The sequence below is a fragment of the uncultured Aquimonas sp. genome (genome assembly GCF_937888285.1).
Classification (GTDB): domain Bacteria; phylum Pseudomonadota; class Gammaproteobacteria; order Xanthomonadales; family Xanthomonadaceae; genus Aquimonas.
In genome coordinates this window covers 81173-97718 of the sequence record NZ_CALART010000090.1, presented here as the reverse complement: position 1 = coordinate 97718, position 16546 = coordinate 81173, and the positions used below count along the sequence as shown (strand labels likewise).

At 70.0% G+C, this 16546-nt stretch carries 9 protein-coding genes; 3 read left to right on the top strand and 6 right to left on the bottom strand.

Annotation, left to right across the window (positions count from 1 at the left end):
• Positions 1–916 precede the first annotated feature (916 nt).
• Positions 917–3511 carry an aminopeptidase N gene (gene pepN / locus Q0654_RS16735; RefSeq protein ID WP_298855998.1) on the bottom strand — a complete coding sequence of 865 codons (2595 nt, stop codon included), beginning with the start codon at positions 3509–3511 and terminating at the stop codon, positions 917–919.
• 130 nt (positions 3512–3641) lie between these two features.
• Between pepN and Q0654_RS16730 the strand changes: the two genes are divergently transcribed.
• On the top strand, positions 3642–4274 hold the full coding sequence (locus Q0654_RS16730) for a glutathione S-transferase (protein ID WP_298855997.1): 633 nt from the start codon (positions 3642–3644) through the stop codon (positions 4272–4274).
• A 435-nt stretch (positions 4275–4709) separates the two neighbouring features.
• The gene (locus Q0654_RS16725) at positions 4710–5666 is read left to right on the top strand and encodes a pyridoxal-phosphate dependent enzyme (protein WP_298855996.1); all 957 of its coding nucleotides are present in this window, start codon (positions 4710–4712) and stop codon (positions 5664–5666) included.
• 307 nt (positions 5667–5973) lie between these two features.
• On the opposite strand, the gene Q0654_RS16720 is transcribed toward Q0654_RS16725, so the two are convergent.
• The 5 genes from Q0654_RS16720 to Q0654_RS16700 all read right to left on the bottom strand — a co-directional run bounded on the left by Q0654_RS16720 (position 5974) and on the right by Q0654_RS16700 (position 12635).
• On the bottom strand, positions 5974–7014 hold the full coding sequence (locus Q0654_RS16720; RefSeq protein ID WP_298855995.1) for a cyclic nucleotide-binding domain-containing protein: 1041 nt from the start codon (positions 7012–7014) through the stop codon (positions 5974–5976).
• Between the two features lie 26 nt (positions 7015–7040).
• The gene (locus tag Q0654_RS16715; protein ID WP_298855992.1) at positions 7041–7946 is read right to left on the bottom strand and encodes an AEC family transporter; all 906 of its coding nucleotides are present in this window, start codon (positions 7944–7946) and stop codon (positions 7041–7043) included.
• A 255-nt stretch (positions 7947–8201) separates the two neighbouring features.
• Complete coding sequence (locus Q0654_RS16710) at positions 8202–10604, bottom strand: ATP-binding protein (RefSeq protein ID WP_298855990.1); 2403 nt, start codon at positions 10602–10604, stop codon at positions 8202–8204.
• Positions 10605–10610: 6 nt separating this feature from the next.
• A complete protein-coding gene (locus Q0654_RS16705) occupies positions 10611–11807 on the bottom strand; it encodes an EAL domain-containing response regulator (RefSeq protein WP_298855989.1) in 1197 nt (398 codons plus the stop codon).
• 186 nt (positions 11808–11993) lie between these two features.
• Complete coding sequence (locus Q0654_RS16700; RefSeq protein WP_298855988.1) at positions 11994–12635, bottom strand: hypothetical protein; 642 nt, start codon at positions 12633–12635, stop codon at positions 11994–11996.
• 140 nt (positions 12636–12775) lie between these two features.
• On the opposite strand from Q0654_RS16700, the gene Q0654_RS16695 reads away from it, so the two are divergent.
• Positions 12776–16321, top strand: coding sequence for an indolepyruvate ferredoxin oxidoreductase family protein (locus Q0654_RS16695; protein WP_298855987.1), 3546 nt, complete (start codon positions 12776–12778; stop codon positions 16319–16321).
• Positions 16322–16546: the final 225 nt, after the last annotated feature.

Here is a 16546-nt window from a genome sequence, read left to right as displayed (position 1 = left end):
AGTCCGTGGGTGTTCGTGGACAGGCCGTCCCTGGCCTGTCACGAACATCGCCGGCATCCCTGCCGGCGACCCTGCGGGCTGATCCACGCACTCCCGCCGCTCCCCAGGGGCCCCGTGGAAGAGCGCGGGCTCCTGCCCGCAAGAGCCGGAGCAACAGCAAGAGCAACAGCAAGAGCAACAGCAAGAGCAACAGGGAGAGCAACAGGGAGAGCGAAAGCAAGAGCGAGCGCCAGCGTTGCGCTGTTGCAGCGGCGATTCTGTCTTCGTCTTCGGGTTGGTTCTCGCTCTCGGCTTTGCCCTTGCTTTGGCTTCGGCTTCGGCTTCGGCGGGCAGGAGCCCGCGCTCTTCCACGGGGCCCCTGGGGAGCGGCGGGAGGCGGTCGATCCGCCCGCAGGGTTGGCCGCAGGGATGCGGCCAAGGTTTTCGACAGGCCAGGGATGGCCTGTCCGAAAACCCCGACCGACTCACGCGAACCCTCTGCGCAAGGATGCGCAGAGGGCGCGGACGAGGGGTGGCCTTTCTTTGGCCTACCTTTCTTTGGCCACGCAAAGAAAGGTAGGTCGGGCAGCCCGAAGGGCTGACCGAAAGCTCTTGCTCTTCGCTTCGAACAACGAAGCGACGAAGCGAAGAAGCAGGACCGTGGCGAGTGTGGAGCTCATGGTGGGCCAGGGCCCACCCTATGACAGCCGCGAGGTCGGGCCGCCCGCACGCGGGAATGGCCATGGATGGCCATGCTTTGGGAGCGCGGAAGGACGGACCGAATGCTCTTGATCTCGACCTTGATCTCGACCTTGATCTCGACCTTGAACTTGATCTTGACCTTGACCTTCGCTGCGATCGCGGGATCGCGGGATCGCCTCAACAAGTCCGAGGCGAGCGCGAACCCTCAGGCGGGCCAGGGCCTACCCCGCGTGGGCTAGGCCAGCAACCTCTCCAGCATCTCTCCGCAGTCGCGCGACAGCGCCTGCGCCGCCAGTCCGCGCAGGCCGGACTCGATCAGGCCGCGGCGGCCGGCGTCGAAGCGCTGCCAGGCTTCGAGCGAGCCGATCAGTCGCGCCGCCACCTGCGGGTTCAGCGCGTCGATCTTCGGCAACTGGTCGAACAGCAGGGCGTAACCCGCACCGTCGGCGCGGTGGAAGGCGGCCGGATTGCTGCGCGCGAAGCTGCCCAGCAGGGCGCGCACGCGATTCGGGTTGCGCGGGTGCCAGTGCGGGCTGGACAGCAGGTCCAGCACTTCGTCGAGCGCACCGGACTGCGGGCGGGTGGCGACCGCGGCGATCCATTTGTCGTTGAGCAGCAGGTCCTCGCCGACGCGCCGCTGGAAGGTGTCGAGTGCCGCCTCAGCCTGGGCTGCGCCGCCGTGGATCAGCACGGTCAGCGCGGCGAGGCGATCGGTGAGGGTGCCCGCGCGTTCGAACTGCGCGAAGGCGCGCGCGCCGTCGCCCTCGACCAGGCCGAGGTAGTGCAGGCAGGCGTTCTTAAGGCGCCGCGCAGCGGACGAGGCTGCGTCCAGCGCATCGGGTGACTGCGCCGCCAGAGCGTCGTAGCGCCGGCCGAGCAGGGCTGCGTGATCGTGGGCGAGCTTGAGCCGCAGGGCGCGGCGCGTGCCGATCAGGCCGTCGATGTCGACCTGCGGACGCGCGTTCACCAGTACCTCGAACTCGGGCAGCTGCCAGCACAGGGCGACGAAGCTCGGATCCACGCTTTCGTCAGCCAGCAGCAGGCCCAGCGCTTCGCTGAGCGCGTGCGCGTGCGCAGCCGAGGCGTCGAGCAGGGCGGCCTGCGCAAGCTGCTGCAGGGCGTCCCAGCGGCACAGCGGGTCGCGCTCGATGCGCGCCAGCCGGGCCAGTTCGGCGGGGCTGTAGTCGAAGCGCAGACGCACCGGCGCCGACAGCCCCTGCAGGAAGCTCGGCAGCGGCGCTGTGTCGATGCCGTCGAAGACCAGGGTGTGCCGTTCGGCAGTCAGCTCGATCAGGCCGGCACGCGCCGCCGCATCGCCGCTCGGCACTGCGGCGATCGGTGCGTCATCGGCGCCGTACAGGGCGTAGGCCAGCGGGATGTGCAGCGGCTGCTTGCCGGCCTGGTCGGGTGTCGGTGCACTGTGCTGGCGGATGTCCAGCGTGCAGCGCCGCGCCTGCGCGTCGTAGCGCGCTTCGATCTGCACCTCCGGCGTGCCGCTCTGCGCGTACCAGCGCTCGAACTGCAGCAGATCGCGGCCGCTGGCCTCGCGCATGGCGTCGAGAAAGGCATCGACGCTGGCGGCCTGGCCGTCCCAGCGTGCGAAGTAGAGGTCGCAGCCGCGGCGGAAGCTCGCCTCGCCCAGCAGGGTGTGCAGCATGCGCACCACCTCGGCGCCCTTCTCGTAGACGGTGGCGGTGTAGAAGTTGTTGATCTCGCGGTAGCTGTCGGGCCGCACCGGATGCGCCAGGGCGCCCGAATCTTCGGGGAACTGGCGCATGCGCAGCATGCGCACGTCCTCGATGCGCTTGACTGCGCGCGAGCGCAGATCGGCGGTGAACTCCTGGTCGCGGAAGACGGTGAAACCTTCCTTCAGCGACAGCTGGAACCAGTCGCGCACGGTGACGCGGTTGCCGCTCCAGTTGTGGAAGTACTCGTGTCCGATCACCGACTCCACCGCCTCGAAGTCGGCGTCGGTGGCGCTGTCCTGGTCGGCCAGGATGTAGCGCGCGTTGAAGATGTTGAGGCCCTTGTTCTCCATCGCGCCCATGGTGAAATCCTGGGCGGCGACGATGTTGAACACGTCGAGGTCGTAGCAGCGGCCGAAGCGCTGCTCGTCCCAGCGCATGGCGCGCAGGGTGGCGCCCAGCGCGTACTCGCAGCGCGGCGCGAAGCCCGGCTCGGCCCAGACATTGACCTCGACGTTGTGGCCTTCGGCGGTGATGAAGGGCGCCGACACGCGCTCCATGCGGCCGGCGGCGATCGCGAACAGGTAGCAGGGCTTGGGATGCGGATCCTGCCAGCGCGCATAGTGGCGGCCGTGCTCCAGCTCGCCGCTGCCGGCCGGATTGCCGTTGGCCAGCAGCACCGGGTAGCGCGCGCGCTCGGCGCGCAGCTCGACCGCATAGACGCTGAGCACGTCCGGGCGATCGATGAAGAACGTGATGCGGCGGAAGCCCTCGGCCTCGCACTGGGTCAGCAGCAGGGCACCGCTGGTGTAGAGCCCTTCGAGCGCGGTGTTGGCGGACGGCGCGATCGCCACCCGGCTGCGCAGCACGCAGGCCTGACGCGGGCCCTCGATGTGCAGGCGATGGCCGTCGTAGCGGTAGTCGCCGGGCCCGAGTCGGCGCCCGTCGAGCTCCAGCCATTCGAGCTCCAGGCCCTCGCCGTCCAGCTCCAGCGGCTCGCCGCGGCGGCTGCGCTCGGGCTCCAGCCACAGCTCGGCTTCGACCTGCGTGCGCTCGGCGTCGAGCTCGAACACGAGGCCGATGCGCGGAATGCGCCAGGCCGGTGGGCGATAGTCGCTGCGAAGGATGAGCGGAGACTCGGACATGTCGGATCAGGGCCGGAAGTGATCGCGTAGCATGCCGGGGCCACGCGCGAACGGCGAGCCGCGAAGGTCACGACACTGCTGCGGGCCTGTTCGAATCCGCCGAACCACGACCAAAGTCGGAGGGGAATGCATGTACCTGCTGTACGGACGCGAGGGCTGGGGCTCGGCCCTGATCGAGGCGCAGCTCGAGTGGTACTGCCTGCCGTATCGCTTCGAACGCGTGGGCGACCTGCTCGCAGATGCCGAGGCGCGCGCGGCGCTGGCCCGGATCAATCCGCTGGCCCAGGTGCCGACGCTGGTCACCGCCGGCGGCGAGGTGCTGGCGGAGAGCCTCGCCATCACCCTGTGGCTGGCCGAGACCAACGACAGCGAGGACTGGGTGCCGCTGCCCAGCGAGCGCTGCCGCGGCCGCTTCCTGCGCTGGCTGACCTACTGCGTGTCGACGATCTATCCGACCTTCACCTACGCCGACATCCCCGCGCGCTTCGTGCCGATGGCCGCGGCGCAGCCGGGTTTCCTGGCGAGCGTCGAGGGCTGGCGCAATCGCGCCTGGGCCCTGCTGGAGGCCGAGGCCAGCGGGCCGTGGTTTCTCGGCGAACGGATGAGTGCGATCGACCTCTACATCGCGGTGATGAGCCGCTGGAACCCGCGACGGCCCTGGTTCGCCGAGCACGCGCCGAAGCTCCACGCCATCGCTACAGCCATCGACGCGCTGCCGCCGATCGATGCGGTGATGGCGCGCAATTTTCCGGCGAAGGGTTGAGAGCTGGGATTGGGGATTCGGGATTCGTGGAGCGGCCGCGGCTACCGCGAGGCACCGTCCCTGCTCTTTGTAGACACGCTCTACCAGGTCAAGCCTCCTCGGCGGTGTATAGGCGAGCGCTCGACCCGCAAGCTGGGTGCGGACCGCAGGCTGCGTGCAGAGCGTTGGCTGCGGTTGAGCCCCTCTCCCCGCGAGGGAGAGGGGTTGGGGAGAGGGGGCACACTCGCGGCAAGATCGCCCCCTCTCCCCCGGCCCCTCTCCCTCCAGGGGAGAGGGGAGCAAAGCACTGAATCGACGCGTGGCGGGCCACAAGCGCCGACCTTCGAGCAAGAGCCTTCAAGACGTCGCGCGCCTCGGAGTTGCGCATCGCGGTTCCCATTGCGCCACCATCGCTGCACGCTCAGGCTGCGCTCACCCATCGAAGCTACCGTGACCATGAACCCCGCCACCACCGTTCCCACCCTTGACGACATCCGCGCCGCGGCCGCGCGCATCGCTCCGCATGCGCAGGTGACTCCGGTACTGCGCTCGGGCTCGCTGGACCGCATCGCCGGCTGCCGCCTGCACTTCAAGTGCGAGAACTTCCAGCGCATCGGCGCCTTCAAGTTCCGCGGCGCGGCGAACGCGGTGTTCGGCCTCAGCGAGGCGCAGGCGGCGCGCGGCGTGCTGACCCAGAGCAGCGGCAACCACGGCGCCGCGATCGCGCTGGCCTGCCGCCTGCGCGGCATTCCCGCCCGCGTGGTGGTGCCGCGCTCGGCGCCGAAGATCAAGCTCGCCGCCATCCGCGACTTCGGCGCCGAGATCATCCCCTGCGAGACCCACCAGGCCGCGCGCGACGCCGCCATGGCCGAGGTGCTGGCGCAGACCGGCGCCGAGGTCGTGCACCCCTACAACGATGCGCGCGTGATCGCGGGGCAGGGCACCGCCACGCTGGAGCTGCTGCACAGCATGCCGACGCTGGACACCGTGCTGGCACCGGTCAGCGGCGGCGGCCTGCTGTCGGGCACGGCGATCGCCGCCCAGTCGCTCAGGCCCGGCATCCGCGTGTTCGGCGCCGAGCCCGAACAGGCCCGCGACGCGCATGATTCGCTGAAGTCCGGCCAGCGCATCACCGGCCGCATCGCCGACACGATCTGCGACGGCCTGCGCGCGGAACTCGGCCCGCTGACCTTCGGCATCCTGCGCGAACGTCTCGACGACATCCTGCTGGCCTCCGAGGCCGAGATCATCGCCGCCATGCGCCTGATCTGGGAGCGGCTCAAGATCGTCATCGAGCCGAGCTGCGCGGTGCCGCTGGCGGTGATCATCAAGAACCCGGCGCTGTTCGAAGGCCGCGAGGTGGGCGTGATCCTGTCGGGCGGCAATGTCGATCTGGATGCCTTGCCCTGGTAGGGCTTTCGGTGAGCCCTCCGTGCCGCCGCGCCGGGTAATCGCCATAGGGTGGGCCCTGGCCCACCATGGGCTCAACGCTTGCCCCGGTTTGGACTCGTCTTCGCTTGAAGCGATAGGACAATCCCCTACCACGGGGCGAGAGCGCAGCTCATGGTGGGCCGGGGCCCACCCTATGGCTCGCGTGGCGAGTCGCGCCAATGATGATGGCCCTTGGGAGCAAACGACCGAAAGCGCTCGCGCTTGGCTGCAGGCCGCTGCGCCACGAAGCGGAACCGCGACGAGCGCGCGGCTCGTGCGCGGTGCGACCTCAAGCGGCCGGCTTCTTCATCACTCGCGCCAGGCCCCCCTGCAGCGCCCGCACCTCGTAGCCCAGCCGGGTCAGGATGAAACACGCCGCTGCGCTGCGCTCTCCGGTATTGCAATACACCAGAACCGGGCGGCGTCGGTCGAGGCGTTCGACCGCGCCCTCGCGCAGGGTCGCCAGCGGCAGGTTGATGGCGTCGCGCAGGGCGCGCTGGCGGAATTCGCTGGGCAGGCGCACGTCGACCACGCTGGCGCCGGCGCGGGTCAGCGCGGCGGCGTCGTCGACGCTCGCCCAGTCCACCGCCGGCGGCTTCAGCACGGTCTCGAACTCCGGGCGCGACAGGCGCATCAGCCGGCAGTCCTCCAGCGTGCGCACGGTGGCGTTGCGGCGGGTGTTGGACAGCAGGGCGTCCTCGCCGAAGCAGTCGCCGCGCACCAGGTAGGCCACCACCACCGGCTGGCCGTCGAGGGTCTTGGCCACCGACAGGCTGCCCTGCTTGATCACGTAGAAGTAGTCGGGCTCGGCGCCTTCCTCGATCACCACTTCGCCGGCCGGCACGCGGATCTCGCGGAAGGCCGCGAACATGCGCTCGATGTTGCCGGTCGGAAGCTTCTGGAAGGCGCGGCTGCCGAGCAGGCGATAGACCCAGGCGTGGTCCTCGGCGCTGTCGGCCTGCTCGTTGCGGTGACGGCAGAGCTGGTCCCAGGCCAGCAGCTTCTCGGTGGCGCGCCGATCCATGCGGACCACCTCGGCGCCCTCGGGGCCGGCCAGCGCGCTGAAGCGCCGCGGCTGCGCCTCGCCCACCGGATAGCGACCCTGCAGGCTGCCGGCCTCGATGCGCTTGCTGCGGCCATCCGGATACTGGCCATCGATGCTGCCGGCCAGCAGGTAGACCAGGTCCTCGTCGACATCGCCGGCGCGGAACAGCGGTTCGTTCGGGCCGTAGCGCATCAGGCTGGCCTCGGCGCAGAGGTGCTCCAGGGTGTCGCGGCGCAGGCTGTCGAGCGGGTAGAGCGGGGCGAGACGCTGCGGATCGAGGGCCATGGCGGGCTCCGGCGTGGGGTGGGCTGTCAGCTCAGAAGCCTATGCCAGAGCGGCAGCGAAAGCAGCGACAGCACGATGCCATAGCCGACGAAGGCGGCGGCGAGGCGCGGCGCCAGCCCGTGCGAGATCGCCAGCGCGCCGGCGGTGATCATCGGTGGCATCGCGGTTTCCAGCACGGCCGCCCGCGCCATGTCGCCGGACAGGCCCAGCACGGGCAGCAGCAGCCAGACCAGCAGCGGCATCAGCGCCAGCTTGTAGGCGATGCCGACCACCAGCGGCACCGCTTCGCTGCGCGGCAGGGCGAGCCGCACCTGCAGGCCGACCGCCATCGCCACCACCGGCAGCAGGGCGTCGGCCAGGCGCTGCAGGATCGCATCGATGGCCTGCGGCGGCTCCGCGGGCATCACCGTGAGCGCCAGCACGAGCACGATGAAGGGCGGGAACTTCAGCACCCGCAGGCCCATGTCGCGCAGGCTGGGCCTGGCGTCGCCGCCGTAGCGCGCCAGCACCCACAGGCCCCAGGTCGAGAGGATCATGAAGCTGCCGAACTGGTCGTAGACCACGGCATAGCGCAGGGCGTACTCGCCGAGCATGGCCTCGATCAGCGGATAGCCGAGGTAGCTGGTATTGCCCAGCGGCACGCACAGCAGCAGCACGGCGCGCTCGGCCTCGCCGAAGCGCAGCAGGCGTGCGGCCAGCAGGACCAGGGCGATGCTTGCCGCCAGCACGATCCACGGCACCGCCACCAGCCCCAGCAGGCCGACGCTGAATTCGAGCTTGGGGGCCGCGCGCAGGATGGCCGCCGGCAGGCAGATGTAGAGCACGAAGCGGTTGAGCACCTCGGCGGCGTTGTCGGCGAACACGCCGCTGCGCGCGGCGGCCATGCCGACCACGAGCATCACCAGGATCAGCAGAAACGCGTCGAAAGCCATGAACGGGGGGCGCGAACCGGGGCGGCACAGGATAGCGGCCCGGCCGCGGCCGCCGGATTCGACCATGGCCGCGGATCAGTCCCGGCGGGGCGGCGTGCCCTCGCGTGGCGCCAGCAGCGTGTTGAGAAACTCCCTTCCGGGGAGTTTTTCAAGTCGGCGGTCCGGCGCAGGTCCGTACCGCCTCACGACACATCCATCGCTTACGCGCTTGCTTCATCGTCCCGGCCATCCCTGGTCGGACTGGCAGGCTGCTTTTCAACAGCCTGCCAGCCGCAGGCTGGCGGTGGCCGCGGCGAATTCCGCCAGACGCAGCTGCAGACCGGCCACGCCCAGTTCGAGCGCTTCGTCGGCCAGCGCGGCGCCGTTCGCCTCCAGCAGCGCGGCCTGTTCGGCCAGCGCCGCCGCCCCGGCCAGCGCGGCGGCCGCCTTCAGCCGATGCGCTTCGCGCACCAGCGCCGGGCGATCACCGCGCTCGCGGGCGGCCGCCGCAGCCGCGACGTCGAGCGTGGCGGCTTCGAGGAACTCGTCCAGCACCTGCCCCAGCTCGGCCGGGTCCTCACCCAGCACGACGCGCAAGGCTTGAGCGTCGAAGGCGGGGGTCTCGGCGCCGACCGCCGCCTTCGGCACACCTTCGCCGAGCGGCGCCGGCAGGGCGGACGGCGCGCTGGCTAGATGCGGCAGCCAGTGCGTCAGCCTGCGCAGCAGGGTGTCGATGCTGGCCGGCTTGGCGATGTAGTCGTCCATGCCGGCCTCGATGCAGCGCTCGGCTTCGCCCTTCAGCACCGCGGCGGTCAGCGCGATCAATGGGGTGCGCGCAAGCCCGCGGCGCGCCTCGTCGGCGCGGATCTCGGCGGCCAGCTGGTAGCCGTCCATCAGCGGCATGTGCAGGTCGGTCAGCACCAGCGCGAAGCGCCCGCTGCGCCAGGCCTCCAGGCCCTGCACGCCGTCGTTGACGGCCTCGCAGCGGAAGCCGGCCAGCGCCAGCTGTCGGGTCACCACCAGGCGGTTGGTCGGATGGTCGTCGACCAGCAGCACCAGGCTGCGCTCGGCTTCGGCCTCCTCGGTGCTGGGCAGCTGGCGTCGCGCTGTCTGCGCGCTGGCGGCGGCCTCGGCTTCGATCGCCGCCGGATCGGCCGGCGCCAGCTCCAGTTCGAGGCGCAGGGTGGTGCCTTCACCGACGCGGCTGTCGAGCGCGATGCGCGCGCCCAGCAGTTCGGCCAGCCGCGCGCAGATGGCGAGCCCAAGCCCGCTGCCGCCAAAGCGCCGGGTGGTGCTGGTCTCGGCCTGGGCGAAGGGCTCGAACAGCTGCGCCTGGGCCTCCTGCGGGATGCCGATGCCGGTGTCGCTGACGCTGAGCCGCAGGCGTTCGCCGCGCTCGCCGCGACCGATCCGTTCCAGGCTGACGTGCACGCCGCCCTGCTCGGTGAACTTGATCGCATTCGACAGGAAGTTGCCGAGGACCTGCCGCAGGCGCAGGGCATCCGCCAGATAGGCCGGGCCCAGCGCGGGGTCGATCCGGCAGTCGAGGCTCAGGCCCTTGCTCGATGCCGCGGCCACGAAGTTCAGCACGCAGCCCTCGATCAGCCGGCGCAGGTCGACTGGTTGTGGCGCCAGCTCCAGCTTGCCGGCCTCGATCTTCGAGAAATCGAGGATGTCGCCGATGATCTGCAGCAGGCTGTCGGCGGAGTGGCGGATCAGCGCCAGCGCGCGCCGCTGGTCCTCGTCGAGGCGGGTATGCGAGAGCACCTCGACCATGCCGGTGACGCCGATCATCGGCGTGCGCAGCTCGTGGCTCATGGTGGCGAGGAAGGCGCTCTTGGCGCGGTTGGCCGCGTTCGCGCGCAGCTCCGACTGGCGCAGCTCCGAGCCGTAGCGCAGCAGCTCGCGACGCATGTCCTCGAAGGCGTCGACGACGGCGCCGAGCTCGCCGTCCGGCCGGAACACCGGCAGCTCGCGGAAGTCGCGCTCGCGCAGGCGCAGGGCCATGTCCTCCAGGCCCTCGATGCCGCGCACCAGGGTGCGCGACAGGCGCCAGGCGACGATCACCACCACCGCCAGGGTGAACAGGCTGAGGCCGAGCCGCCAGGCGCCGACCCGGTGCATCAGGGCGCGGTCCTCGTCGATGCGCGCCTGTGCGGAGGTGATCGACAGTTCGGCGAGCAGGCGCAGGCGCAGGGTGACCGGATCCAGCGCGGCGCCCAGCTCGGCGCGGCACAGCCGCAGCAGTGCGGCCGCGTCGCCCTCGCGCAGCGCCGCGATCGCGCGGCCGGCCGCGCGGTCGGCTTCGGCGCGGGCTTCGCCGACCTGCGCCAGCAGGTTCTGCTGGGCGCCGTCCTGCGGCGTGAGCAGCAGGCTGCGCCAGTGGTCCTCGATGCGCGCCTGCGCGGACTCGGCCACCGCAATCGCCTGTTCCGCGCCCATCTGGCCGTGGGCGGCGCGGCAGATCGCACCGCCCAGATCCTGGGCATAGGCCTCGGCGATGGCGCGCGCGCTGGCGACGTTGGCCAGCGGGACCTCGGCCATCCACTGCAGGTTGCGGGCGTGGCTGCGGCTGGCGGATTCGTCGATCAGCAGCACCGCGCTGCCGGTGCCGACCAGCAGTGCGGCCAGCCCCAGCAGCTGGGCGCGGATGCCCGGACGGCGCCAGCCGCGGCCCATGCGCAGCTAGGCGCCCGGACGCCGCCAGGCGGCGACCACGGCCGGCAGCTCCTCGCCCGGCACCGGGCGGCCGATCAGGTAGCCCTGCGCGAAGGTGCAGTCGAGCTCGGCCAGCATCTGCCACTCGGCGGTGGTCTCGACGCCTTCGCCGACCACCGCCAGGCCGAGCTTGCGGGCCAGCTCCAGGCTGGCTTCCACCACCGCGCGCCGGCGCGGATTGCGCTGCGCGCCGGTGACGAAGGTCTGGTCGATCTTGAGCTCGGTGAAGGGAATCTGCGACAGCTGCGACAGCGAGGAATAGCCGGTGCCGAAGTCGTCGATCGACAGCCCGAAGCCCTTCAGACGCAGTCGCGCCAGCGCCTGCAGGGCGGTCGCGGCCTCCTGCATCACCGCGCTCTCGGTCAGTTCGAGAACGATCTGCGAAGGTGCCACGCCGTGGCGCTCGGCGACCTGCTGGAAGCGGTCGGCGGCGTCGGCTTCGGTCAGGCCAAGCATGGACACGTTGACCGCGACGCGCAGCACCAGCCCGTCGGCGGCCCAGCGCGCCTGCCAGGCGCAGGCCTGGTCGAGCATGCGCAGGGTCAGCTCCTCGATCAGGCCGGCATGCTCCAGCGCCGGGATGAACTGCGCCGGCCAGACCATCTCGCCGTCGCCACGGCGCCAGCGCGCCAGCGCTTCGACCGTGACCACGCGGCCGTTGTCGACCGTCACCTGCGGCTGGAAGTAGGCGACGAACTCGTCCTGCTGCAGCGCGCGCTGCAGGCACTGCGGGCTCAGGCTGCCCTGCTGCGGCATGCCGACCGGATCGGCCTCGATGGCGAGGGTGGAGAGGATGTCGCGCAGCTTGGTCCCGGTCAGCGGCTTCTGCACGCTGCCCAGCACGCGCAGTCCATAGGCGCGGGCCATGTTCTCGACGGTGTGCTGCAGGGCCGGCTCCAGCGCGCTTGCCACCACCAGCGCCGAGGCCAGGCCCGTGCCGGCGACCGCAGCGATGAACTGCACCCCGTCCATGCCGGGCATGTCGAGATCGACCAGCAGCACGTGGATCGGCTGCGTGCGCGATTCGAGCAGGGCCAGCGCCTCCTCGCCGCTGGCGGCCTCCAGGCATTCGCCGCAGCCGATGTCGGCCAGCAGGCGCAGGGCCATGCGCCGCTGGAAGCCATGATCCTCGACCACCAGTACCGACAAGCTCGCGAAGTCCACCCGCTGCCCCCTTCGGGCTTTCCTGCGAAAGCCCTGCGATGTCGCGCTGCGGCCGCGGTCCGGACCCGGATGTGCGGCCGTTTCATGCGAGCCGCTGCGGCCGTCCCCCGGCCTTCAGCAGCACGGTTCCAAAGCAAGAGTCACCCGGCACTACCGCCAGCAAGGACTGTGCCGACATTCGCGCGATCAGCGGCTGGCCTCCGCAGCCTGGCGCATCGACTGCAGGGCGAAGCGCGCGTTGGCGCCCAGTGGCTCCGCGCTGCTGTCGATCGCCTCGGCGCTGGCCCAGCGCTCGGGTCGCGCATTCACGGCCGCGCGGAAGTAAGCCAGCGCGGTTTCGCGGTCGCCCTGGTTCCACAGCGCCAGCGCGAAGGCCACGGGCACCCACTCGGGATGCCCGCCGTGCAGGCGCCAGGCCGCGGCCCACTGGTCGCGCGCACTGTCGAAGTCGCCGAGCTGGTAGTGGATCCAGCCTGCGTTGTAGTGGACGGTGCGGCGCGCGAGGGCGTCATCCGCGGCGGCCCGCTCGGCGGCGACGAGCTCGCGCGGCACCCGCGCGCGCAGGCCGCGGTCGACCAGATGCTGGGCGTTCTGCAGGCGCAGCAGCACGCTGCGCGGTTCGCGCCGCAGGGCGGCTTCCAGAGCGCTGCGCTGCGCGCTGTCTTCTGCGTTGATCGGCGTGATCCGCACCGCAGCGGGGTCGGCGTCCACATAGGCCGCGTCCGGTGGCGGCAGCTCCTGGGCCTGGATCGCCTGCGCAAGCAGGCCGCCCAACATGATTCCGAGCAGCAGTCGCACGCCGCTGATCGCGCGCCTCTTCACACCCATCAACGCATCCCCTCTCGCTGCCGCACCAACCGGCCGGACGTGCCAGAACCCTGGCGCACCGGCAACTGGCGTCGAGCATACGGGGGCCGACAAAGGTCGAATGTTAGAATTTGTGGTCTTCCTCGCCCCGGTCACAGCCGATGTCCGCCACTGCCAACGCCATTCCGGCCGTCCTTCTCGACGCGCCGCGGATCGACCTCGACTACACGCTCGAACACAAGTACACCCGCGAGTCCGGGCGCATCTACCTCTCCGGCGTGCAGGCCCTGGTGCGTCTGCCGCTGATGCAGCAGATGCGCGATCGCGCGCAGCAGCTCAACACCGCCGGCTTCATCTCCGGCTATCGCGGCAGCCCGCTGGGCGGCTTCGACCTCGAACTGTGGAAAGCGAAGAAGCATCTCGCGGCCTCGGCCATCCACTTCACCCCGGGCCTCAACGAAGACCTCGGCGCCACCATGGTCTGGGGCAGCCAGCAGACCAACCTGTTCGAGGGCGCGAAGTACGACGGCGTGTTCTCGATGTGGTACGGCAAGGGCCCGGGCGTGGACCGCTGCGGCGACGTGTTCAAGCACGGCAATGCCGCCGGCACCTCGAAGTTCGGTGGCGTGCTGGCGCTGGCCGCCGACGACCATGCCTGCCGCAGCTCGACCCTGCCGCATGGTTCGGAGCTGGAATTTGTCTCGGCGATGATGCCGGTGCTGAACCCGGCCGGCGTGCAGGACATCCTCGATATGGGCCTGCTGGGCTGGGCGATGTCGCGCTTCACCGGCCGCTGGGTCGGCTTCAAGACGATCGCCGAAACCGTCGAGAGCTCGGCCTCGGTCAACGTCAATCCGCACCAGCTCGACATCGTGATTCCGACCGACTTCGAGCTGCCCGCCGGCGGCTTGAACATCCGCTGGCCGGATCCGCCGCTGGACCAGGAAATGCGCCTGCACCGCTATGCGGTCGCGGCAGCCCAAGCCTTCGCCCGCGCCAACCACATCGACAAGATCGTCATCGATTCGCCGAAGGCGCGGCTGGGCATCGTCACCACCGGCAAGAGCTACCTCGACGTGCTGCAGGCGTTGGAGTACCTGGGCCTTGACCGCCGCACCTGCGAGGACATCGGCATCCGCGTCTACAAGGTTGGCATGACCTGGCCGCTGGAGCCCGAAGGCATCCGCAGCTTCTGCGAGGGCCTCGAAGACGTCCTGGTGGTCGAAGAGAAGCGCGCCTTCGTCGAGTCGCAGATGAAGGAGTACATGTTCAACTGGCAGCACCGCCCCAGCGTGGTCGGCAAGTACGACGAGCAGGGCCAGTGGTGCCTGCCCAGCACCGGTGAACTCACGCCCGCCACCATCGCCCAGGTGATCGGCAAGCGACTGAAGCGCTTCTTCAACTCCGACGCGATCGAGCAGCGCCTGCGCTGGATGGAGGCCAAGGAGGCCGAGCTGGCCGCGCCGCGCGCCAGCTTCCCGCGCGTGCCGCACTACTGCTCGGGCTGCCCGCACAACACCTCGACCAAGGTGCCGGAAGGCTCGCGCGCACTCGGCGGCATCGGCTGCCACTACATGGTCACCTGGATGGACCGCCGCACCGACACCTTCACCCAGATGGGCGGCGAGGGTGCGACCTGGTGCGGGCAGGCGCCGTTCACCGACACGCCGCACGTGTTCCAGAACCTCGGCGATGGCACCTACTTCCATTCGGGCAGCCTCGCCATCCGCCAGGCGATCGCGGCCAAGGTGAACATCACCTACAAGATCCTCTACAACGACGCCGTCGCCATGACCGGCGGCCAGCCGGTCGACGGCACCCTGACCGTGCCCGACATCGCGCATCAGATGCGCTCGGAAGGCGTACAGACGATTGTTGTGGTCTCGGACGATATCGAGAAGTGGTCCAAGCCGGAGATCTTCCCGGCCGGCGTCGAGTTCGAGCACCGCGATCATCTGGAGGCCGTGCAGAAGCGCCTGCGCGAGGTCCGCGGCACCAGCGTGCTGATCTACGACCAGACCTGCGCCACCGAGAAGCGCCGCCGCCGCAAGCGCGGCAAGATGGCCGACCCGCAGAAGCGCACCGTCATCAATTCGCTGGTCTGCGAGGGCTGCGGCGACTGCGGCGTGCAGAGCTTCTGCGTGTCGGTGCTGCCCAAGGAAACCGAATACGGCCGCAAGCGCGACATCGACCAGTCGAACTGCAACAAGGATTTCAGCTGCGTGAAGGGCTTCTGCCCGAGCTTCGTCACCGTCAAGGGCGGCCAGCTGAAGAAGAGCAAGCGGGTCAGCGTGGAGGAGCGCCTGTCCAGCCTGCCGATGCCGCAGTTCAAGTCGAACCTCGATCAGCCCTGGAACATCCTGATCACCGGCGTCGGCGGCACCGGCGTGGTCACGATTGGCGCCCTGCTGGGCATGGCTGGCCACTTGGAAAACAAGGGCGCCAGCGTGCTCGATCAGACCGGTCTGGCGCAGAAGGGCGGCGCGGTCACCACGCATATCCGCATTGCGAAGACGCCGGCCGACATCCACGCCGTGCGCATCGCCGCCGGTGAGGCCGATCTCGTGCTCGGCTGCGACATGGTCGTGGTCAACGACTACTGGGCGCTGTCGAAGGTGCGCGCCGACCGCAGCGCCGTGGTGCTGAACACCTACGAGGCCATGCCGGGTCCCTTCACCATGAAGCCCGACATGCAGTTCCCGGCGGCTGGCATCGTCGAGGCCGTGCGCGTGGCGCTGGGCGGCCGCGAGCCGCTGCTGGTCGATGCCACCCAGCTGGCCACGGCCCTGCTGGGCGACGCGATCGCGACCAACCTGTTCATGCTCGGCTACGCCTGGCAGCAGGGCCTGGTGCCGCTGTCGCTGGACTCGATCCTGCGTGCGGTGCAGCTCAATGGCGCCGCCGTCGAGATGAATACCCAGGCCTTCAACTGGGGCCGCCTCGCTGCGGTGGACATCCAGGCGGTCACCGAAGCCGCTGGCCTGTCCAAGCCGACTGCCGAGGTGACGGCGCTCACCCCGGCGCCACTGGACGACCTGCGCCTGTCGGCCAACCTCGAACAGTTGATCGAGCGCCGCGTGGCCTTCCTCACCGACTACCAGGACGCCGCCTATGCGGCGAAGTACCGCGCCCTGGTCGACAGCGTGCGTGCGGAAGAGGCCAAGCGCGCGCCCGGCTCGACCAAGCTCACCGAGGCGGTGGCCCGCTACTACTTCAAGCTCATGGCCTACAAGGACGAGTACGAAGTGGCGCGCCTCTACACCTCGGGCGACTTCCTGAAGCGCGTGGCCAGCCAGTTCGAGGGCGACTACAGGCTGCACTTCAACCTGGCGCCGCCGCTGTTCGCCAAGCGCGACGAGAACGGCAAGCTGATGAAGGCCGAGTACGGCCCCTGGATGCTCAAGGCCTTCGGCCTGCTCAAGCACTTCAAGGGCCTGCGCGGCAGCAAGCTGGATATCTTCGGCTACACCGAAGAGCGCCGCACCGAGCGCGCCCTGATCGAGGAGTACCGCGGCACGATCGAGCGCCTGCTCGGTGAGCTGAGCGCCGACAAGCTCGACCTGGCCGTCGAAATCGCCCGCGTGCCCGAACGCATCCGCGGCTTCGGCCACGTCAAGGAGGCTCACCTCGAGCAGGCGAAGAAGTTGCGCGAGGAGCTGCTCACCCGATGGCAGCAGCCCGTGGCCGCAGAGGCCAACGCGGCCTGATCGGACTTCGGTCGACCGCATGCAAAAGCAAAGGGCGCCCCGACCGGGGCGCCCTTTGCCATTGACGGGAACAATCACCCGAAGCCTGCCGCTCGCGGGCACCTCAGCGCTTTCGCGTACTCATAGGGTGGGCCCTAGCCCACCATAGGCTCCATGCTCGCGACGGTCCTGCCGAGCCGCCACGCAGGCGTGCGCGCGTTCGATTCAAGGCGCGCACGGCGGATC

What these genes read in the sequence shown, in the direction of transcription:
- pepN (WP_298855998.1), bottom strand. Translation starts at nt 3,511, where the DNA reads ATGTCCGAGTCTCCGCTCATCCTTCGCAGCGACTATCGCCCACCGGCC.
- Q0654_RS16730 (WP_298855997.1), top strand. Translation starts at nt 3,642, where the DNA reads ATGTACCTGCTGTACGGACGCGAGGGCTGGGGCTCGGCCCTGATCGAG.
- Q0654_RS16725 (WP_298855996.1), top strand. Translation starts at nt 4,710, where the DNA reads ATGAACCCCGCCACCACCGTTCCCACCCTTGACGACATCCGCGCCGCG.
- Q0654_RS16720 (WP_298855995.1), bottom strand. Translation starts at nt 7,014, where the DNA reads ATGGCCCTCGATCCGCAGCGTCTCGCCCCGCTCTACCCGCTCGACAGC.
- Q0654_RS16715 (WP_298855992.1), bottom strand. Translation starts at nt 7,946, where the DNA reads ATGGCTTTCGACGCGTTTCTGCTGATCCTGGTGATGCTCGTGGTCGGC.
- Q0654_RS16710 (WP_298855990.1), bottom strand. Translation starts at nt 10,604, where the DNA reads ATGGGCCGCGGCTGGCGCCGTCCGGGCATCCGCGCCCAGCTGCTGGGG.
- Q0654_RS16700 (WP_298855988.1), bottom strand. Translation starts at nt 12,635, where the DNA reads ATGGGTGTGAAGAGGCGCGCGATCAGCGGCGTGCGACTGCTGCTCGGA.
- Q0654_RS16695 (WP_298855987.1), top strand. Translation starts at nt 12,776, where the DNA reads ATGTCCGCCACTGCCAACGCCATTCCGGCCGTCCTTCTCGACGCGCCG.